This is a genomic window from Flaviflexus equikiangi (assembly GCF_014069875.1).
Classification (GTDB): Bacteria; Actinomycetota; Actinomycetes; order Actinomycetales; family Actinomycetaceae; genus Flaviflexus; species Flaviflexus equikiangi.
In genome coordinates, this window is the sequence record NZ_CP059676.1 from 603,457 (window position 1) to 623,593 (window position 20,137).

Sequence of the window (20,137 nt, forward strand, 5' to 3'; positions counted from 1 at the left end):
CGCGCCTGATTATGCAGGACAAAGATGAGGGGAACATGAGAAATGCTCCCGATGATGACTGTGCAGAGACGATGAAGGGCGGATGGCACGACAGCCACCCGCCCTCCACATCCTCAGCTAGTTGAGGAGAGCCTGGATGCGTCCGACGCCCTCGAGGATGTCATCGTCCGCCATCGCGTACGACAGGCGCAGGTAGCCGGAGGGGCCGAAGGCCTCGCCGGGAACGACCGCGACCTCGGCCTCTTCGAGGATGATGGTGGCCAGCTCCGATGAGGTTGTCGCCACGCGGCCTGCGATCTCTCGGCCGAGAACACCCTCGACCGAGGGGTAGGCGTAGAACGCTCCCTGCGGGGTGGGGACCTCGAAGCCGTTCACCTTGCGGAGCTCGGCGACGATGAGCTGACGGCGACGGTCGAAAGCCTCGCGGAACTCGACAATGCTCGACTGGTCACCCGTCAGCGCCTGCAGTGCCGCGGCCTGGGACACGTTGGCGACGTTGGATGTCATGTGGGACTGCATGTTCGTGGCGGCCTTGATGATGTCGGCCGGGCCGTACATCCAGCCCACGCGCCAACCCGTCATGGCGTATGTCTTCGCCACGCCGTTGAGGACGAGAGTCTGGTCCGCCAGGTCCGGGACCTCGGCAAGCATGTAGGGGTTGGGGACGCCGTCGTACGTCAGGTGCTCGTAGATCTCGTCCGTGATCACCCACACGCCGTGCTCGAGTGCCCACTCGCCAATCTCCTTCGTCTGTTCGCGCGAGTACACGGCGCCAGTCGGGTTGGAGGGGGAGCAGAACAGGAGGACCTTCGTGCGGTCGGTCCGTGCCGCCTCGAGCTGGTCGACGCTCACCTTGTATTCCTGGTCGGCGCCCGCGAAGACCTCGACGGGCACGCCGCCGGCAAGACGGATCGCCTCCGGGTACGTCGTCCAGTAGGGGGCGGGGAGGATAACCTCGTCCCCGTCGTCGAGAAGCGAGGCGAATGCCTGGAACACTGCCTGCTTGCCGCCGTTGGTGACAAGAATATTGTTGGGATCCACGGCCGTGCCGGAATCCGCGAGAGTCTTCTCGGCGATGGCGGAGCGCAGGGCTGGCTGGCCCTTCGCCGGAGAATACCGGTGGTTCTTCGGATCCCGCGCCGCCGCGATAGCGGCCTCGACGATGTGGTCCGGGGTGGGGAAGTCCGGTTCCCCGGCACCGAAGCCGATGACTGGCCGGCCGGCTGCCTTCAGGGCCTTGGCCTTGGCGTCGACGGCGAGGGTTGCTGATTCCTGGAGTGCGCCAAGCCGCTGTGATACGCGGCGGGCTGGGGTATTAGTGCTCACGATCATCATCTTTCCACGCTGGGGGCCGAAAAGGCAGAGTATTTCTCATCCTGGTCATCGCCGATTCCGTGACGTCGATCATCGCCGCCTCGACAGTGACTCCTGCCACGGTCATCCCCTCGGGTTCGACTTCGCGGCCGATGGGTATTAATGTTAGTCGAGGCGTGAGAACGTTCACTGGCTATATGATGCTGGAATAGGCATAATAGACAAGGCTTTCTCATTCGTAGGGCAGTGGCGCAATTGGTAGCGCATCGGTCTCCAAAACCGACGGTTGTGGGTTCGAGTCCCGCCTGCCCTGCCAGAGAAGGCGGTTCTTCGGAACCGCTTTCTTTATCTACCAAGGAAGGACAAGCGCGTGAGCGACGCACCAACGACAGCCGGAGACGGCTCGCGCTCGCCCAAGGCCGAGAACAAGATGGGCCTGTGGGCGCGCATCAAGCTGTTCTTCCGCCAGATCATCGGCGAGCTGAAGAAGGTCGTCAGGCCGACCCGTAAAGAACTAGGCAACCTGTTCGTCACGGTTGTTGTATTTGTCGTGATCATCATGGCGATCGTCGCTCTGCTGGACGTTCTGTTCGGAGAGCTCGCCTTCGTGATCTTCGGCTAGGAAAGTAGGAAATCGTGTCGCAGGATGAGTCCTTTGAGATGAACGAGACCGAGGGTGCGCCCGACAATGCCGAGGAGACCTCGGCTGAGCAGGAGACCCCCGTCCACGACGACGCTGAGACCGACGCTCCCGCCGCTGATGTTCCTCCGGTCGAGGATCCCACCTCTCCCGAAGCTATTCGCAGGCGCCTCAAGGGCCTGCCCGGTCGCTGGTACGTTCTCCACACCTATGCCGGTTACGAGAAGCGCGTCAAGCAGAACCTCGAAATCCGCATGAAGTCCATGAACATGGAGGACTACATCTTCCAGGTCGAGGTACCCATGGAAGAGGTGTTCGAGGTCAAGCGCGGCGAACGCAAGCTCGTCAACCGCGTCCGCATGCCAGGCTATGCCCTGGTGCGCATGGACATGGAGGACGAAGCGTGGCGCACCGTGCAGGAGACGCAGGGTGTGACTGGCTTCGTCGGCAACGGCCGCGACCCGGTCGCGCTGACAGAGCCCGAAGTGATCAAGATGCTGACGCCCGTCGTCGAGCTCGAGGTCGCGAAGGAGCTCCGTTCGCAGGGCCGCCCCGCACGCCCGGGCACAGAGCCTGCGGTCGTCTCCGTCGAGTTCGAGGTCGGCGAGAACGTCATCCTCACTCTCGAGCCGTGGGTCGGCATGCCGGCCACGATCGATGCCGTCGACGCGGCACAGCAGCGCCTCACGGTGCTCATGACACTTGTCGGCCAGGAAACCCCGGTCGACCTATCCTTCAGCCAGGTCAAGAAGGCCGACTAGAAGGACACCAGGGCATCATCCTCTGCCATTGGATGATGCCAACTTCAAGAAATAAGGATCATCATGCCTCCCAAGAAGAAGGTTAGTGGCCTGATCAAGCTCCAGATTCAGGCTGGCGCTGCGACTCCGGCCCCGCCTATCGGCCCGGCCCTCGGTCAGCACGGCGTCAACATCATGGAGTTCTGCAAGGCCTACAACGCCGCCACAGAATCCCAGCGCGGAAACGTCATCCCCGTTGAGATCACCGTGTACGAGGATCGCTCGTTCACGTTCATCACCAAGACTCCGCCCGCAGCTGAGCTCATCAAGAAGGCTGCCGGTGTGAAGAAGGCTTCCGCCACTCCGCACACCGTCAAGGTCGGCAAGCTGACGCAGGAGCAGGTCCGCGAGATCGCTCAGACCAAGCTGCCCGACCTCAACGCCAACGACATTGATGCCGCCTCGGCCATCATCGCCGGCACCGCTCGTTCCATGGGCATCACCGTCGAGTAGTCTCGGCACCCATCATCAATAGCCGCCCCGGCGGCATGTGGAAGGGCCTGCGCAGGTCCGTCAACCACAACTGCTAAGGAGAAAAGCAGCAATGGCAAAGCGCTCAAAGAATTACAGGAAGTCAGCTGAGAAGATTCACGCCGGCGAAGTCTACGCACCGCGTCAGGCCATGGAGCTCGCCAAGGAGACGTCGTCCGTGAAGTTCGACGCCACCGTCGAGGTCATGTTCCGTCTCGGCGTCGACCCCCGCAAGGCCGATCAGATGGTCCGCGGCACGGTCAACCTGCCCCACGGCACGGGTAAGACCGCTCGCGTCATCGTCTTCGCAGTCGGCGACCGCGCTCAGCAGGCTATCGACGCCGGTGCTGACGAGGTCGGCGGCGACGAGCTCATCGAGAAGGTTGCAGCCGGCTGGACCGACTTCGACTCGGCCGTGGCTACCCCGGACCTCATGGGCAAGGTCGGCCGTCTCGGCCGCGTGCTCGGTCCCCGTGGCCTCATGCCCAACCCGAAGACCGGCACCGTGACGATGGATGTTGCCAAGGCAGTGTCCGACATCAAGGGCGGCCGTATCGAGTTCCGTGTCGACAAGCACGGCAACCTCGCCTTCATCGTCGGCAAGACGTCCTTCACGACGGAACAGCTCGTCGAGAACTACGCGGCAGCGCAGGAGGAGATCCTCCGCCTCAAGCCTTCCTCCTCGAAGGGCCGTTACATCACGAAGGCCACGGTCTCCACGACCATGGGCCCCGGCATCCCCCTCGATGCCACGAAGACCAAGTCACTCCTCGAGGACTGACTCTGTCTCGCTCCACGGTTTCCGCCCCCGACCATCCGGTCGGGGGCGCCCGTTTGCCCGACTGGGGGATCGCCCTCCTCCTCGCGCTGGCGTCCCTCCTGTGGTCTGCTCTCGCCATCTCAGCCTCTCCGGGGCTGTCCCGATACGACGAGTGGACATATATCGACTACTCCTATCGGATCTCCAACGGGGAGCTTCCCATCCAGGGGGATGAACTGTCGGAGTATGCTCGACAGTCGTGGAGCTGCCGGGGCATGGAGGGGGATATCCGCGGCGTGGTGCCGCCCCCGTGCTCAGAAGCAGCCGACCATCCAGCGTCCTCCTGGCCGTTCGAGGGGGAGAACTACAACGCCTTCCACCCGCCCCTCTACTTCATGCTCGCGGGAGCCACGGGCACGATCGCCCATAGTCTCGGCGGTGATTTCACAGACGGCGCGAGGGCAGGGTCTGCCCTCCTGGCGGCGGCGGGAGCGGCCGCGCTCTTCCTCGCGATCCGCACCTGGAAGGTGTCGAGACTGAACGCCGCCGGCGGAACCCTGATCGCTATGAGCGTCCCGGCTCTCGCCCAATCGGCCGCTATTGTCCACAATGACGCGATATCGATGCTTGCGGGAGCGGCGGCCGTGTGGCTCGCAGCCAGGTTCTTCCTGCACCGCAACGACGCCTGGTTCGTCCCCTTTGCTGTGACGGCCCTGATCTCGGCCACGCGGACGATGTCGGTCGTGGCCATATTGACGGTTGGAATTCTTGCCTTCATGGTCGCGCTGGGATCGCGCCAGTGGACTCGCCTGAAGCCGAGTATCGCCATCGCAGCGGGCACCATGGTGCCGTATATTGCCTGGACCGCATTCCAGAACTCCCGCAGGCCCGCCGACTACATTCCGTCGATTACGGGCCTGTCGACTGAACCGTTCGACGCCGGTGATACTCTCGCTGTCATCAACACCCTGATCGGCGGCGGGGCGCCCTGGGGGCTGACATCCCCTGCGGGTGACTGGTACCTTCACCCCGACCTCAACTCGACGCTCCTCGAAGGCTGGAGCTGGCTGCTCTACGCGACTTTCCTTCTCCTGCTCCCGCTGAGCCTTATCGTCATCGTGCGGGGCAAGGGCCCCATACGATACCTCGCAGGCCTCGTCATCCTCCTGCCAGTGGTGACAGCGCTGGTCGTCCAGTCGCGCGAGATCCTGTCCAACGACGCCTACTTCAGGGCTGTCTCGGGACGCTATGCCATCACGGCTGTCCCGATGTATGTCGCCTTCATCGCCGTGGCGGCGCACGCGCTGTGGGAACGATCCGCCGCATGGTTCCGCTGGGTCGTACCCGGCGCAGGGGCCGCCGGGTACGCCATCCTCATGCTGTCACCGGTCCTCTAGGCGATCACCTGCGGGTTGGCCTGACCCGTCAGCTGTGCGGACTGCTGGTGAGAGGGAGCTTCTCGAAAGCGCGGGCGGACGCTGCACATCCGAGCGCGACGAGGACGATGCTGGTGGACGCAGCCCACCACCAGGTGTTCCCTCCCTCGAGGGCGAACAGACCGGCTGGGGAGTAGTCGCGCAGCGGGGGCAGGGCGGACAGGAGTGCAAGGCCGAAGTATGTGCCGAGACCGGTGCCTGCCGCTCCCATCGTCGATCCCAGGCGTGCCGCGCCGAAGGCGACGGCCACGAGAAGGACTGACATGAGCACGAGCCAGCGCAGCGCCATCTCAACCGGCTCGATCCCACCATCGCCAAACAGCACGATCGTCATGGCGCTATTGGCGAGAGCTCCCGCCAGGACGGCACCGGCGATGACGATCGCGTTGGCGGTTGCGCCAGCGAAAAGCAGAGAGCTTCTCGGCACCGGGCGGGCGAGGAGGAGGGCGGCGCTCCCGCTCGTGAGTGGTTGGGCGAGAGATACTGCCGAGACCATGATGGCGAGAAGCGGAATGATCTGCGACAGGTCGCTTGCCCACTGGACGCCCGCGTCCTGCCATGTGGGCTCTCCGCTGATGATCTCGAAGCCGCCCGCCATGGACAGGATTTCGGGCATGAACTTCGTTGTGATCGGGCCGATGAGAGCGAGGGCGAGAACCACGCCAGCCACCACGCCTGCACGCCACGTGCGTGTCAGTCCGCGTAGTTCGTGTCGGGTGAGGATCCAATACTGTGTCATCGGGAGCCGCCTGTCAGGTCGAGGAAAATATCGGCTAGTCCGCGCGGATTGAGAGAATGCAGGACAACGCCGGAGGACGCGATGAGACCGGGGAGTTCCCGCTGTGCCGTCTCCAGGTCCGCCACGCGCAGGCTCAGCGTCTGCCTCGTCGCACCGGAGCGGTCGAGGGCGCTGACCCAGGGAACTCTGCCCAGGAGATCGACGAGCCGATCGACGGGACCGGACACATCGAGGAATAGTCCCTGTCCTTCCCGGATGAGATTGTCCATGGAAGACTGCCGGACGAGCCTGCCCGCATTGACGATGATGGCGGAATCGCACACCTGTTCCGCCTCCCCCAGGGAATGAGTCGAGTACAGCACCGTGGCACGTCCGCGGAGTGAACGGACAAGGTCATGGAACAGCCGTTGACCCGCAGGATCAAGCGCGGAGGTTGGTTCATCGAGGATGAGGAGACGAGGGGAGGAGACGAGCGCTTGAGCGAGACCCAGCCGCTGCTTCATCCCCCGCGAGAACATCCGTACCGGCCGCCGATTTCCCGCCAACCCGACAGCCTCGAGGAGGGGATCGACGACGTCATCGCCGCCGGAGAGACGACGGGACAGGTGGAGAACCTCATCGGCCCTCATCCACCCCGGAAAGGATGGTACATCTGGCAAGTACCCGATGTGCTTCCGAGCGGCAATGCTGCCCGCCTCATCGCCGAAGATCGTGGCCCGGCCGCTATCGCCCGCTATGAGTCCGAGAAGAATGCTGATGAGAGTCGTCTTCCCGGCCCCGTTCGGGCCGACAAGAGCACACGCAGCACCATCCTCGAGCGACACGCTGAGACCGTCGAGTGCGAGCTTCTCCCCATAACTTTTCGTCAGCTCGGTGACGACCAGCGCGCGCTCAGCCATAGAGCGTGTCGATGATCGAGGTGCCACCCGCGAGGCTCTGCTGCTCCTCGGCGGAGGCGAGCTTCCGTTCGCGCCTGCGAAGGATGAAGAACGCAGCCGGCCCGACGAACTGGATGACACAGATGGCAAGCCAGGCTGGACGGGGCAGACCCCCAGGGAGGTGCTCCACCGGCGTCCGGGCAACGGCAACGACGCCAGCCAGGAAAAGAGAGATCGATACGAATGAGAGAAGCCCGACCGTGATGAGCAGGGGAGTCGACAGGTTCGCGAGATCAGCCATGCAGACCAGCCTCCTTCCATGTGGCGCGCAGACCCTGGCGGATCGGCACGAGGCCCGCGACCAGGCTCGCGGCAGTGGGAGCAACAACAAGACAGACCACGCCGAGACCCGGCTGTGCCAGCTCGCCCCGGTACGTCGAACGAGCGGTCAGAACTGACACTCCAGCGCCGAGAAACGATAGTGAGGAGGCGTAGACGCCGCGGGACAGTCGATCGCCGCGGTCGGTGAAGCGGCTCGCCCACAGGGCAGAACCCACCGACATTCCAACCCCCGGAGCGAGGGCACGGACGCGTCCCGTGTATCGGTCAGGGCGGAAACCAATATCCCAGCCGCTCGGCAACCGACCATCAGAGCGCACGGCTGCGACTGCACTCGCGGCGACGGCGATACCGGCCCCGAGGAGGGGAAGGGCGGTCGTGACTCTCATGGCGCTCTCCGGCGCAGCGTCGAGGACGTCGGCGTCGAGATCGTCTGGTCTCATCCAGCCGAGTTTGACGGCAATCGCCGCGAGGTTCGCGTCCCATCCGATCCCGACGACACGGCGCACGAAGATGTTCGGATTCGTCGGATCCCACACCCGTCCGTATGCGGAGGAGCGCGGAATGTCAGTGTCGGAGACCATGGCCGCATAGTCGGCAGGGTCGCCGAGGTCTTCCGGGCGTAGACCGCTGTCGAGAAGGTCGCGAAGATCGACCAGCGCCTGAGGATTGCGTCCGCGAAGATGGTCGCGAACCGCTGTATAGAAGTCGTCGGAATTCATGCTGTTCCCTCAATCAGTTCGTTCATCGACATGACGAGAGTCCGCCACGTCTGTTGCTGCTCGGCAAGCTGTGCGCTGCCGGCGCGTGTAAGCCGGTAATACTTTCGGGGTGGGCCGCTCGGTGATTCTTCCCAGAAGGTGTCGACATAGCCTGCGGTTCCGAGCCGAGTGAGAAGGGGGTAGACCGTTCCCGGCCCCGCCTCCAGCCCGTCTCGTCCCGCCAGGTCATCGACGATCTCCCCGCCATATTTCTCGCCTCTCCCGAGGAGCGCGAGGATCGCGAGCTCGAGCACGCCCCGTCGCAGCTGAGACACTGTCTTCGCCATAGTCACTTTCCTTACCTAGTACTATCCGGTAGATAGTACCTGGTTGTGCCGACTTTGTCGAGATGGTGTGCAGGCTGGAATCTCGGCCCTCCGAGGAGATGCGGCAGGAACTGTGGGATTCGGTGAGTTGTCCCGCACACTTCTCATGCCCTACTTGGCAACACCGCGGTCTTCTCGTAGTCTGGTACATGCCGAAGACCGCCGGTCACCCGTGAGCCAGACGGGGTGAAATTCGTAAGAAGCCAGCGCAGGTGAGTATTGAGCTTTATGCCCCGTGCCACCTGCACGGGGCATTCTTATTGAATTTTTGATGTGGCGGCACTATTGGAAGGAGGCCCTATGGCAAGGCCGAATAAGAGCGAAGCAATCGCTGAACTTGTGGACCTGTTCCGCGAGTCAAGCGGCGCGCTTCTGACCGAGTACCGCGGTCTGACCGTTGAGCAGCTGAAGGAACTTCGCCGCGCAATGGGAGACAACGCAGAGTACAAGGTTGCGAAGAATACTCTTGCGAAGATTGCCGCGAAGGAAGCCGGCGTTGAGGGCCTCGACGAAGAACTCGTCGGACCGACAGCGATCGCTTTCGTCAAGGGCGATGTTGCCGTTGTGGCAAAGTCGCTCCGCGATTTCGCCAAGACCAACGACAAACTGGTCATCAAGTCCGGTGTTCTCGAAGGGGCATTGCTCCCCGCCGCGGACGTCGCCAAGCTTGCTGATCTTGAGTCGCGCGAAGTACTGCTTGCCAAGGCTGCAGGCGTCCTCAAGGCGTCCATGTTCAAGGCTGCTTACGTTCTCCAGGCGCCGGTCTCCAAGACCGTGCGCACCGTCGATGCCCTGCGCGAGAAGCAGGAAAACGCTGCCTAAAGGCGGCACAAACAAAGTCTGCTCGCGTAGCAGTAAGGAAGGATGCCTACTATGGCTAAGCTCACCCCCGAAGAGCTCATCGAAGCTTTCAAGGAGCTCACCCTCGTCGAGCTCTCCGACTTCGTCAAGAAGTTCGAAGAGGAATTTGACGTCACCGCTGCCGCTCCGGTCGCAGCTGTTGCAGCCGGCCCCGCCGCAGGCGGCGAAGCCGCTGCTGAGGAAGAGAAGTCGGACTTCGACGTCGTCCTCGCAGCAATCGGCGACAAGAAGGTCCAGGTCATCAAGGAGGTCCGCGCCCTCACGTCGCTCGGACTGAAGGAAGCCAAGGACCTCGTCGACTCCGCTCCCAAGGCTGTCCTTGAGGGTGTCGACAAGGAGACCGCCGACAAGGCCAAGGAGGCCCTCGAGGCCGCCGGCGCCACCGTCGAGCTCAAGTAACACTCGCTCGCAAGAGCTTGAGGGCGAAGGCCCTGACTGGTGAGGGGATGCATTCCGGATTATTCCGGGATTCATCCCCTCATTCGTATGGTGAAGTCGACGGACATAGGAATGAGTGTTAATACGCAGATTGTGGGTCTTATGGCGGCGTGTCGCGGTCTGATGTGATCGTCCTGCCCAGCCTTTGCGGATGTGGAGTCCGTCTTGCCAGGGTGCTTGTTGGTGGGTGTGTCCGATCAATGGTGTGTGGGGTCCGGCAATTCCATCAGTGGGTGGTTCTTTCGAACCGTGCGGCGAAGGTGATTGCGAACGCGCTCAGTGCGGGCTTCCACCTCATCACCCAGCGTGTTCTCCCGCCGCCGGTCGGGTCAAGCGACCGGCGGCGGGAGGTAGAGGCGCTTGAGAGCCGCGGCCTCGTTCAAGAAATGACCGCGGGCGCGAACTGCTCGACGATACCTCGCGTTGATCGACTCGATCGCGTTGGTCGTGCAGATCACGCGGCGGATCTTGACGTCGTACTCCAGGAACGCCACGAACTCCGCCCAGGAGTTGTGCCAGAGCTGCACGATCGCCGGATACCGTTCGCCCCACTCGGCCGCGAACTCCTCGAACCGATCTTTCCCTGCCTGCTCGGATAGAGCCGTATAGACCGGCTTGAGCGCTTTCACGATGCCGTCGCGATGCTGGCGCCCGGCGTCACGGAACGAGTTGCGGATCAGGTGGGCGATGCACTGCGGCACGACCGTCTGCTCCCACGTGGTGTTGATCGCCTCCGGGAGGCCCTTCAACCGGACCGTGATGAGCATGTCCTCGATGCCCCGGTTCTTTATCTCGGTGAACACCTGCAACAAGAACCTCGCGCCTTCCGCGCCATCCCCGGCCCAAATCCCGAGGATGTGACGCTCGCCGGCGGTGGTCACCCCCATGACGACAGAGAACGGGGTGTTCCGCACCTGCCCGTCGCGGACCTTCACCACGATCGCGTCGGGTCGGGAGGCCCACTCGGCGAGCTCGCCATCGTCTCGGCGGCGCTCACGGCGATGAGGGGGAGGCCGACAGCCGCAACCCTTGCTGACGTTCCGTTCCTATCGAACTTCGAGCGTGCCATCGGACTTACCGATCAGTATCCGTACGCGGAGATCACGGACTATCTCGCTGTCAAGCGGACTATGGAGAAGCAGGTCTTTGAGACCCTGCCCTATTTCGATGTCGTGAACTTCTCGGAAAGAGCGCACGGCACGGCCCTGTTCTCGACGGGGCTGATGGATACGGTCGCCCCGCCATCAACCGTCTTTGCGACCTAAAACTGGTTCGGCGGCAGTGCTGAGATCGAGGTCTACCGCCTCAACGGGCACATCGGCGGCGGAATCGCCCACACCTCGGCCGCGATTCAGTGGCTCCAGAATACTCTCGGAGTGACCAGCTGAACGAGGGTCCCGGCCTTCCTCTGGGGCAGGAGAGCCCGTGGATCCTGCTGACCAGTGTGCCGCGCCGACTGGCCGCACAGGTCGAGGGCGGCTAGGTGTAGTTCCCAACGAGGTCGTGAACGCTGTCTGAGGGAGTCTGCCCTGTCCACCGATGCCGGTGTGCGGTCTGTGATGATTGTAGTGGTGGAGCCAGGTGTGGTAGGTCGCGGTTCTGGCTTGATCACTGTCGTATGCGATGGCGTATGCCCACTCCTGGGCGAGGGTTCGGTTAGATCGTTCGACTTTCCCGTTGGTTTGGGGCCGGTAGGGGCTGCGCCTCGCGATCGTGGCGTGGATCGAGGGAAAGTATCACCGCAAGCGCAGGCAGCGAAGGCTTGGGAAGCTGACACCGGTCGAATTCGAGGCCATGATGATGGATGTCGTCGGTCTGGCGGCATAAACCCCGGACTCAACGAAACCTTCAGCAGACCCTCCATTCGCGAGGATCTGGGAATATGCGAGCCGGGAGTGATCATCGACGGCGTGATACAGATACCGGTAGCCGCGCGACGGGGATGCTCCTGCCCTGGCAGCTCGGTCTGATGCTGCCTGGGCACGTCGGTGAGGCACCGAGCCGCGGCCATGGAATTGCCAGCTTCCGCCGTCGGGAATGATGCCGAGCTTCTTGATGTCAACATGTACGAGGTCGCCTGGGCGTGCACGCTCGTATCTGATTGGTGGAGGCTTGCGGACAGGGAGCCCGGTTGCTTGATCGAGGTGGGCGAGCTTGGGCAGCCGGTAGCGGGTGATGACGCGTGCGATTGTCGACCGTGGGATGCCCAGGTGGTAGCTGAGGCGGTGTGGCCCCCACTGGCGGGTAAGACCGGAGGCTGTTGATGCGATGCTCGGGTCGCTTGGACAATCGTGTGGGCGAGTGGTGAGGGCGCGAGGAGCGGTCGTCCAACGATTCACCCAAACGATAGCGTGATGCTCATTTCGAAGCTGTCGCGGGCGAGACTTGGAATCGCTCAGCGGCACGCCTGATCGGCCATCCCTGATCGACGATCGGCACGGAAAGACGGCGTCTTCCAATAGGTGTCAATGGTGCGTCACCGGAGGTCTTCAACCTATCGCCACCGTTCACAACGTCCCGAGGAACTACAGCTAGGCGAGATCTCCGCGATCCCTGATGATCGTCATGGCTCGAACCCGATCGATCACCGCCATGTAAGGGAGCGGATCCAATCCCTGGACCTCGATGTAGTCGGTGAGGCAATCACTCACCACGCGATGCAGTTCTCGCTCCGTCCACGGCTTCGCAATGTAGTAGTCGAGATCGGCCGCGTTGACGGCCGTGATCGTGTCCGAGAGGTCCGCCTGCCCCGTCACGAGCACCTTCCGCGTCTTCACCGTCCGCTTGTCGCCCATCATTTCGACGAGGAATTCGACGCCCGTTGTGCCCGGCATGCGGTGGTCGCAGAGAGCGACCGCCAGCTCGTCGCCATCGCGGTCGATCTCGTCGATGACGGCCCATGCATCGGCCACGTCTTCAGCGACCTCGATGCGGATCGTGGTACCGAGGTCGATGAGATCGCGTTCGAGTGCGTCACGCACCTCGGGTTCGTCATCGAGAATAAGAAGTGCCAGTGTCATGATGCCTCCATCGGTAGGTCGACCGTGGCGACGGTGCCATCAGTCATAGATTCAAGTCGGATCGAACCGCCGTGGCGTTCGACGATCGTCTTGCTGATCGTCAGACCCAAGCCCATGCCATAGTGCACGCGGCCGGACTTGGTCGTGAACCGTGGCTCGAAGATGTGGTCGAGGAGTTCGGGGGAGATGCCGGGGCCGCGATCGGCCACCGTCACCCTCACCCACCCTGGTTCGGGGGTTGAGGTGGTCACCGTCAGCACCTTCTCGGGAGCGTCCTGCAGGGCGTCCGCAGCATTGACGATGAGGTTGGTCCACACTTGGGACAGCTGTGCCGGGTGGCAGGTGATCGGGGGGATGCTGTCGTATTCGCGCACCACGTCGATGTCGCGAAGCCGATGGGACAGCAGCCGGATTGTGTCCTCGATCGTCTCCCGAATATCGATGTCGGCCAGCGGGTCTCCGTCCGGGCGGGCATAGGAGCGGAGCGAGTCGACGAGGGAGTTGATCCGCGATGCTGCCGACCGCAGGTTGCGCAGCCCGGACCCGATCGATGCGGATCTCTCCAACTGTGCGAGCAGTCGTGTCCGTTCCTCCCCTGCGATCTCCGTGGGCATGATGTCAGCGAGCAAGGGCGCGGTCACCCCGGCCAGGATAAGGCGCCGCGACAGGGTTGCGTCTCCCGTCAGATCAGTCAGGCGGCGGCGTTCTTCACGCGCCTGGCGGGTCGAGAGCGGGGCCGAGGCAAGAGCCGCTTGCAGTGCGGCCTGGGACACCCTGCTCGAGATCGAGGTGCTCTGCTCCAACGAGGCCACAATGTCGTCCAGCAGGTGATCGGTGCTGCGCATGATCGCCCCGATCGGATTATTGACTTCGTGTGCGACGCCGGAGGCGAGTTCGCCCAGTGTTGCGAACCTGGCCTGGCTCATGAGCTCTGCACGTGCAGCCTCGAGCTGGCGATAGGTCCGGCGCAGCTCCTCCTGCTCCTGCTCCAGCTGTGCCGTCAGCTCGACCTTCTCAATCTGGATATCTTCCGCGCGCCGCAAGCGCCGGTCGAGCGAACGGATGAGGAGCACCGCGATGAGGAGCGCGGTCTCCGGTCTTGTCCGGATGACGTGATTGAGCTGCTCGAACGTGAGCCGCACACCCGTCACCTCGGTTGTCGTGCGGGACGTGAAGAAGGCCTCCCGCCTGTCTGTCAGCGACAGGAGGCCGATGATGCGGCCGGTGCTCTCGTGGTGCATGAGCACGTTTCCCGCGTGAGACTCGCGTTCAAGCGCAACCTGGCCGTGCAGGCAGAGCATCGCCTCCTCTGCTTCTTCGCCTTCGATCGTGAGGCGCACACCGGCCGGCAGAGTCACCCTCGGCTGATATCCGAGGCAGTCGTCGATGCCGGCAACGATCGTTGCCATGATCTCGTCATCGGACTGAGGAGTGGAGAAGATGAACGTCTCTTTGGTCGAGGTGCTTTGCGGCAGCGGAATTCCGGCACTGTCGGTGAACCTCCGGATCTGATCCGACAGGTCCTGGAGGAAACGGGGTGAGAGGAGCTGGGATTCGTGAACGACGAGATCGACCTTCCTCCGATCTGCCAGTGCCGCGACCCCCGTCAGCGTGTCTTCCCGGGTCGAGACTATGGCACGCGCTTTCGGGTAGCGCCCGATGATCGGAAGAAAAACGTCATCAGGGTCTCCCTCGGGAGAGGGGAAGAGTGCGAGCACGCAGGCCAGGCGGTCCGAACCCAGCGTGTCGAGCCAGGCGTGGGCGGAGGCGGCAGTATCGCAGCGGTGGATACGGCACGTCGGCATCGCTGATCGCAGGTGGCGTGTCACGTCCTCCGCGACAGCGCCAGCCCCGATCACCAGCCCCCAGACGGTCATACCATCCCCAAGAATTCCCAGAGCGGCGGCATGACGAACAGAAGCAGGAACGTTCCCGCGAGGCCGACGATGACGCCGACCGTGGCCATGTTCTTCACGGACACTTCGCCCGTCGAGTAGGCGATGGCATTGGGCGGGGTGGAGATCGGCAGCGACATGCCGAAGGATGTCGAGATCGCGACGACGGCCGCGACAACGATGACGTTGATGCCGTCGAGGGAGACCGCGAGCGAGACGGCGAGCGGTACGAGCAGGTTGGCAGCGGCGGAGTGGGAGATGACGTTGGCCATGCCCAGGCCGATCATGCCGAACACGAACAGGAGGAGCAGCGGGGAGAAGCTTGCCCACGGAATCGATTCGACGAGCCACACGTCCAGGCCCGTCGCGCCGACACCGGTGCCGAGCGCGATACCACCCGATACGAGCCACAGAACTGGCCAGTCGAGCCTCTTGAGATCGGCGCCCTCCATGACTTTCATGCAGAGAAGAGCCACGACGGGGAAGAAGCCGACAATGTTCGATGAGACCCCGTGGAGCGGTTCCGTCATCCACAGGAGAATGGTCAGACCCGTCACGGCATAGAAGAGCTTGGCGTTGCGGGACGTATCCCAGTCCTTGCCGAGATCCACCTCCATCGTCCCCTCGGTCGGCAGGAAGAGCACGCACAGCAGGAGCCAGGATCCGATGAGGACGACAAGCATGAGCGGCATCGCCATGACCATCCAGTCGACGAACGAGACGTGGATGCCGCGCTCCTCGAGCGCTCCCAGCGCAATCGCATTCGGGGGAGTGCCCACGGGGGTGCCGATACCGCCGACGTTCGCCGCCAGCGGGATCGCGATCGCGAGACCGGCACGCGACTTCGTGTCTTTCAGGCTGGCGATGATGGGCATGATGACCGCGAACATGGTGGCCGTTGTGGCCGTGTTGGACATGAACATCGACAGCAGGGCCGTGATGATCATGAGCCCGAGAACAGTGATCCTGATCGAACCGGCGAACGGTTTCAGCAGGACAGCAGCGATATTGCGGTCCAGCCGATATTTCTCTGCTCCTTCCGCGATCATGAAGCCGCCGAGGAACAGAATGATGACGGGATTGGCAAGAGCCGCGAAATAGTCGGCCGCAGGGAGTGCTTCCGCGGCGCCGCTGGGTGCGATGATCGCGCCCGTCGACACCATGAGCACTTCGAGGAAGATGACGAGGACCGCAGTTGCGACCAGTGGAATCGCCTCCGTGATCCAGAAGACGATGGCGAGAAGGAAGATGGCGAGCATCCGCTCGCCAGGCTCCTCGAGACCGGGAATGTCATAGAGAAGGGGGAACAGGAACACGAGGAGACCGAGGACCAGCCCGATCCGCTTGGTCAAGGAGGGCTCGCGTGTCCGGCGAGTGCTGGTGGCCGCGGCATTGGATGGCTTCTTCATAATGACCCCATCGTAGATGTGACGTATAGGACAATGTGGGACCTAGGGCTACGGCGGACACTACCGTCGAGGAACGCCCGGCGTGAGCGATTCCACGAGGGAGACCGACCCGTGGACAGCACCGGGGAGGCGCCGATATTCGGGGCGCGCCTGATGCCGATGCTGAGAAACAGCACGCACGACGCTGAGAGTACCGCGGTGCGGGAGACCAGGTCATGCCCACAGAACGAGGCGGCTGCGGGCGTGCCCACTAGCATTCCGGGCCGGGAGCGTGTAGTTTCCAGGTAGCGATTCGCTCGCGGTGACCACACGGCCGCCGGGCTACTCGTCTTGGCATACCGAACCCAGTCCAGATATCCTGGTCTCGGTCGCGTGACCCCTTACACAGGCGTGAGGGCTGGACCCGTCTGGCTTGACGGTGTACATTTATTATTTGCGCTTACTTGTGTGGGGTGACGTGTATCCTCCGGGGGATTAGTACGGAAGTGACGACGTTCCAACTCTGCACGAGTGCGTTTACGCCTTACCATCTCCAGGGAAGGGATCCCACTTGGCTGCTTCGCCTATTTCGACAGCATCCGCTTCGCAGAGCCGAAAGGCACGCGTTTCTTTCGCCAAAATTAAAGAGCCCATGCAGGCTCCGGACCTACTCGGTCTCCAGACCGATAGCTTCAATTGGCTGATTGGGTCCGCCGCATGGCGGGCCGGTGCAGACCCATCCGAGAAGTCAGGATTGGAAGAGGTCTTTGAAGAGGTCTCGCCGATCGTCAACTCGGCAAACACGATGACTCTGTCCTTCTACGAGCCGAAGCTCGAACCCCCGAAGTACACGGTCGAAATGTGCAAGGAGAAGGATCTCACCTACTCCGCACCGCTTTACGTCAAGGCGGATTACCACTACAAGGAAACCGGCGAGATCAAGTCTCAGACCACGTTCCTCGGTGACTTCCCGCTCATGACCCCGGGCGGCACCTTCATCATCAACGGCACCGAGCGTGTCGTCGTGTCTCAGCTCGTCCGTTCCCCCGGCGTGTACTTCGAGAGCGAGCGCGACAAGACCTCCGACAAGCTCATCTACACGTCGAAGTTCATCCCTTCCCGCGGTGCCTGGCTCGAGTTCGAGATCGACAAGCGTGACGCTGTCGGCGTCCGAGTCGACCGCAAGCGCAAGCAGTCCGTGACCCACTTCCTCAAGGCGTGGGGCATGACAGAGGAGGAGATCCGGGAAGAGTTCGCTGACTACCCGATCCTCATCGACACCCTCGAGAAGGACACCGTCCACACCAAGGAAGAGGCCCTCACCGACGTCTACCGCAAGCTCCGCCCGGGCGAGCCGCCCTCGGCCCGCGCCGGCGAGAACCTGCTGACGAACCTCTACCTGTCGGACAAGCGCTACGACCTCGCGAAGGTCGGCCGCTACAAGATCAACAAGAAGCTTGGACTCGATCCGGAGAACAAGGTTCGCCAGCTCACCCTCGAAGACATTGTCGGGTCGATCCACTACATTCTCGCCCTGCACGCCGATAAGGCGGAAGCGAACTGCGGCGGCCCCCACGATGTCGCCATCGAGTTCGATGACATCGACCACTTCGGCAACCGTCGCATCCGCGCCGTGGGCGAGCTGATCCAGAACCAGGTCCGCACCGGCCTGTCCCGCCTCGACCGCATGGTCCGCGAACGGATGACGACACAGGAAGCCGCGGCGATCACGCCGTCCTCCCTCATCAACATCCGCCCCATCGTCGCCGCGATCAAGGAGTTCTTCGGAACATCCCAGCTGTCGCAGTTCATGGACCAGAACAACCCGCTGTCGGGCTTGACGCACAAGCGCCGCCTGTCCGCACTCGGCCCGGGCGGTCTCGCCCGTGACCGTGCGGGCATGGAAGTTCGAGACGTCCACCCGTCCCACTACGGACGCATGTGCCCCATCGAGACCCCTGAAGGCCCGAACATCGGCCTGATCGGCTCCCTGGCGACGTTTGCTCGCGTGAACTCTTTCGGGTTCCTCGAGACTCCGTACCGCAAGGTCGTGAACGGCGTCGTCACGGACGAGATCGTCTACCTGACGGCTGATGATGAGGATCGGTCCCGCATCGCGCAGGCCACCGATCGCCTCAACGATGACGGCACATTCATGGATGACGAGGCGCTCTGTCGTGAAGCAGGCGGCGAACCCGCTCTGCTCGCGATCGAAGACATCGATTACATGGACGTCTCGGCGCGCCAGATGGTGTCGGTCGGCACGGCCATGATTCCGTTCCTCGAGCACGACGATGCTCACCGCGCCCTCATGGGTGCCAACATGCAGCGCCAGGCCGTCCCGCTTCTCCGCACGGACGCCCCGCTCGTCGGCACCGGCATGGAGGCCCGTGCGGCCGCTGACGCCGGCGAGGTTCTCCAGTCCGACGTGGCCGGCGTGGTCGAGGAAGCATCTGCTGACCTCGTCCGCATCGCAACCGACGACGGCGACTACCGCTCCTACCGGATCACGAAGTTCGAGCGCTCCAACCAGGGCAACTGCTACAACCAGAAGGTTGTCGTGTCCGAGGGCGATCGCGTCGAGGTCGGCACCGTCCTGGCGGACGGCCCCGCAACCGAAGACGGCGAGCTCGCACTCGGCCGTAACCTGCTCGTGGCGTTCATGTCATGGGAGGGCTACAACTTCGAGGACGCGATCATCCTCTCGCAGCGTGTCGTCACGGAGGACATGCTGACCTCGATCCACATCGAGGAGCACGAGGTCGATGCTCGTGACACGAAGCTCGGCCCCGAGGAGATCACCCGCGACATCCCGAACGTCTCGGAAGAGGTTCTCGGCAATCTGGACGAGCGCGGCATCATCCGCATCGGTGCAGAGGTCAACGCCGGCGACATCCTCGTCGGCAAGATCACGCCGAAGGGCGAGACCGAGCTGACCTCCGAAGAGCGCCTCCTGCGCGCGATCTTCGGCGAGAAGGCGAAGGAAGTCCGCGACACGTCCCTGCGCGTCCCGCACGGCGAGTCCGGCATCGTCATCGGTGTCCGCGAGTTCTCGGCAGAGAACGATGATGAGCTGGCGGCAGATGTTCGCCAGACCGTCCGCGTCTACGTCGCGACCCGCCGCAAGATCACCATCGGTGACAAGATGGCAGGCCGTCACGGCAACAAGGGCGTCATCTCCCGCATCCTCCCCGTCGAGGACATGCCGTTCCTTCCGGATGGCACGCCGGTCGATATCATCCTCAACCCGCTCGGCGTCCCGGGCCGTATGAACCTCGGCCAGGTCTTCGAGCTGCACCTCGGCTGGATCGCCGCGAACGGGTGGGATGCTACCCAGGCACGCATGGATGGCGAGGAGTGGGCCCTGCGCCTGCCCGAGTCCGCCATCACCGGCGCTCCCGGCCAGACGGTCGCCACCCCGGTCTTCGACGGCGTCGAGCCCGACGAGATCGAGGGCCTCCTCGGTGCGACTCTCCCGAACCGCGATGGTTTCCAGATGGTGGGCCAGGACGGCAAGGCGAAGCTGTTCGACGGACGCTCGGGCGAACCGTTCCCCGAGGAGATCTCGGTCGGCTACATGTACATGCTCAAGCTGCACCACCTTGTCGATGACAAGATCCACGCGCGCTCCACGGGCCCCTACTCGATGGTCACCCAGCAGCCCCTCGGCGGTAAGGCCCAGTTCGGCGGCCAGCGTCTGGGCGAGATGGAGGTGTGGGCACTGGAAGCATACGGTGCTGCACACACCCTCCAGGAGATGCTGACGATCAAGTCGGATGACACCGTCGGACGCGTCAAGGTCTACGAGGCGATCGTGAAGGGCGACAACATTCCCGAGCCGGGAATCCCCGAGTCCTTCCGCGTCCTCATCCAGGAAATGCGCTCCCTCTGCCTGAACGTCGAGGCTCTCGACGCGAGCGGCAACACAATTGACCTGCAGGATACCGAAGACGACTTCAGGTCGCGTGAGAAGCCACAGCTTTCCACCGGCCTCGAAGACTTCGGTGCAATGGAATTCTGATCTCGGAGCAGAGGCTGGGTCTTGCGCCCACCCAGCCCTCTCCGTGGCAG

18 protein-coding genes, 1 tRNA gene and 2 pseudogenes are annotated in these 20,137 nt (G+C 63.2%); 10 read left to right on the top strand and 11 right to left on the bottom strand.

The window, feature by feature from the left end:
- Nucleotides 1–117: 117 nt before the first annotated feature.
- On the bottom strand, nt 118–1,332 hold the full coding sequence (locus H2O75_RS02860; RefSeq protein ID WP_220462818.1) for a pyridoxal phosphate-dependent aminotransferase: 1,215 nt from the start codon (nt 1,330–1,332) through the stop codon (nt 118–120).
- Nucleotides 1,333–1,554: 222 nt separating this feature from the next.
- Here H2O75_RS02860 and H2O75_RS02865 point away from each other — a divergent pair.
- The 6 genes from H2O75_RS02865 to H2O75_RS02890 all read left to right on the top strand — a co-directional run bounded on the left by H2O75_RS02865 (nt 1,555) and on the right by H2O75_RS02890 (nt 5,382).
- Nucleotides 1,555–1,630, top strand: a tRNA-Trp gene (locus tag H2O75_RS02865).
- Between the two features lie 54 nt (nt 1,631–1,684).
- Nucleotides 1,685–1,936: a preprotein translocase subunit SecE gene (secE, locus tag H2O75_RS02870; RefSeq protein WP_259365294.1), complete on the top strand. Its 252-nt coding sequence runs from the start codon at nt 1,685–1,687 to the stop codon at nt 1,934–1,936.
- A gap of 14 nt (nt 1,937–1,950) precedes the next feature.
- On the top strand, nt 1,951–2,715 hold the full coding sequence (gene nusG / locus H2O75_RS02875) for a transcription termination/antitermination protein NusG (protein WP_259365295.1): 765 nt from the start codon (nt 1,951–1,953) through the stop codon (nt 2,713–2,715).
- Between the two features lie 63 nt (nt 2,716–2,778).
- Nucleotides 2,779–3,207, top strand: coding sequence for a 50S ribosomal protein L11 (gene rplK, locus H2O75_RS02880; RefSeq protein WP_182173399.1), 429 nt, complete (start codon nt 2,779–2,781; stop codon nt 3,205–3,207).
- A gap of 91 nt (nt 3,208–3,298) precedes the next feature.
- Nucleotides 3,299–4,006, top strand: a complete 708-nt coding sequence (gene rplA / locus H2O75_RS02885; RefSeq protein WP_182173402.1) for a 50S ribosomal protein L1 — start codon at nt 3,299–3,301, stop codon at nt 4,004–4,006.
- A 53-nt stretch (nt 4,007–4,059) separates the two neighbouring features.
- Nucleotides 4,060–5,382, top strand: coding sequence for a hypothetical protein (locus tag H2O75_RS02890; RefSeq protein ID WP_182173405.1), 1,323 nt, complete (start codon nt 4,060–4,062; stop codon nt 5,380–5,382).
- A 28-nt stretch (nt 5,383–5,410) separates the two neighbouring features.
- On the opposite strand, the gene H2O75_RS02895 is transcribed toward H2O75_RS02890, so the two are convergent.
- From H2O75_RS02895 to H2O75_RS02915, 5 genes are read right to left on the bottom strand one after another with little or no spacing between them, the layout of a single operon-like run.
- Nucleotides 5,411–6,160, bottom strand: coding sequence for an ABC transporter permease (locus H2O75_RS02895; protein WP_182173408.1), 750 nt, complete (start codon nt 6,158–6,160; stop codon nt 5,411–5,413).
- Entirely contained in the window at nt 6,157–7,059 is a 903-nt protein-coding gene (locus H2O75_RS02900) for an ABC transporter ATP-binding protein (protein WP_182173411.1), read from the bottom strand. The genes H2O75_RS02895 and H2O75_RS02900 overlap by 4 nt, the downstream gene beginning before the upstream one ends.
- On the bottom strand, nt 7,052–7,339 hold the full coding sequence (locus tag H2O75_RS02905) for a hypothetical protein (RefSeq protein ID WP_182173414.1): 288 nt from the start codon (nt 7,337–7,339) through the stop codon (nt 7,052–7,054). Before H2O75_RS02905 ends, H2O75_RS02900 begins: the two co-directional genes overlap by 8 nt.
- Complete coding sequence (locus tag H2O75_RS02910) at nt 7,332–8,099, bottom strand: hypothetical protein (protein WP_182173417.1); 768 nt, start codon at nt 8,097–8,099, stop codon at nt 7,332–7,334. The genes H2O75_RS02905 and H2O75_RS02910 overlap by 8 nt, the downstream gene beginning before the upstream one ends.
- Nucleotides 8,096–8,425: a PadR family transcriptional regulator gene (locus tag H2O75_RS02915; protein ID WP_182173420.1), complete on the bottom strand. Its 330-nt coding sequence runs from the start codon at nt 8,423–8,425 to the stop codon at nt 8,096–8,098. The genes H2O75_RS02910 and H2O75_RS02915 overlap by 4 nt, the downstream gene beginning before the upstream one ends.
- A gap of 339 nt (nt 8,426–8,764) precedes the next feature.
- Here H2O75_RS02915 and rplJ point away from each other — a divergent pair, with 339 nt between their 5' ends.
- Complete coding sequence (gene rplJ / locus H2O75_RS02920) at nt 8,765–9,286, top strand: 50S ribosomal protein L10 (protein WP_182173423.1); 522 nt, start codon at nt 8,765–8,767, stop codon at nt 9,284–9,286.
- Nucleotides 9,287–9,337: 51 nt separating this feature from the next.
- On the top strand, nt 9,338–9,724 hold the full coding sequence (rplL, locus tag H2O75_RS02925; RefSeq protein ID WP_182173426.1) for a 50S ribosomal protein L7/L12: 387 nt from the start codon (nt 9,338–9,340) through the stop codon (nt 9,722–9,724).
- A 265-nt stretch (nt 9,725–9,989) separates the two neighbouring features.
- Here rplL and H2O75_RS02930 read toward each other — a convergent pair.
- A pseudogene (locus H2O75_RS02930) lies at nt 9,990–10,737 on the bottom strand (IS256 family transposase); the annotation flags it as partial.
- A 27-nt stretch (nt 10,738–10,764) separates the two neighbouring features.
- Between H2O75_RS02930 and H2O75_RS10975 the strand changes: the two are divergent.
- The gene (locus H2O75_RS10975; RefSeq protein ID WP_259365327.1) at nt 10,765–11,028 is read left to right on the top strand and encodes an acetylxylan esterase; all 264 of its coding nucleotides are present in this window, start codon (nt 10,765–10,767) and stop codon (nt 11,026–11,028) included.
- Nucleotides 11,029–11,295: 267 nt separating this feature from the next.
- On the opposite strand, the pseudogene H2O75_RS10980 reads toward H2O75_RS10975, so the two are convergent.
- From H2O75_RS10980 to H2O75_RS02955, 4 genes and pseudogenes are all read right to left on the bottom strand, one after another.
- A pseudogene (locus H2O75_RS10980) lies at nt 11,296–12,256 on the bottom strand (IS481 family transposase); the annotation flags it as partial.
- Between the two features lie 38 nt (nt 12,257–12,294).
- Nucleotides 12,295–12,783 carry a response regulator gene (locus H2O75_RS02945; RefSeq protein WP_182173432.1) on the bottom strand — a complete coding sequence of 163 codons (489 nt, stop codon included), beginning with the start codon at nt 12,781–12,783 and terminating at the stop codon, nt 12,295–12,297.
- Nucleotides 12,780–14,660 carry an ATP-binding protein gene (locus tag H2O75_RS02950; protein WP_182173435.1) on the bottom strand — a complete coding sequence of 627 codons (1,881 nt, stop codon included), beginning with the start codon at nt 14,658–14,660 and terminating at the stop codon, nt 12,780–12,782. Before H2O75_RS02950 ends, H2O75_RS02945 begins: the two co-directional genes overlap by 4 nt.
- Complete coding sequence (locus tag H2O75_RS02955; RefSeq protein WP_182173438.1) at nt 14,657–16,087, bottom strand: SLC13 family permease; 1,431 nt, start codon at nt 16,085–16,087, stop codon at nt 14,657–14,659. The genes H2O75_RS02950 and H2O75_RS02955 overlap by 4 nt, the downstream gene beginning before the upstream one ends.
- Before the next feature lie 565 nt (nt 16,088–16,652).
- On the opposite strand from H2O75_RS02955, the gene rpoB reads away from it, so the two are divergent.
- A complete protein-coding gene (gene rpoB / locus H2O75_RS02960) occupies nt 16,653–20,087 on the top strand; it encodes a DNA-directed RNA polymerase subunit beta (RefSeq protein WP_182174859.1) in 3,435 nt (1,144 codons plus the stop codon).
- Nucleotides 20,088–20,137: the final 50 nt, after the last annotated feature.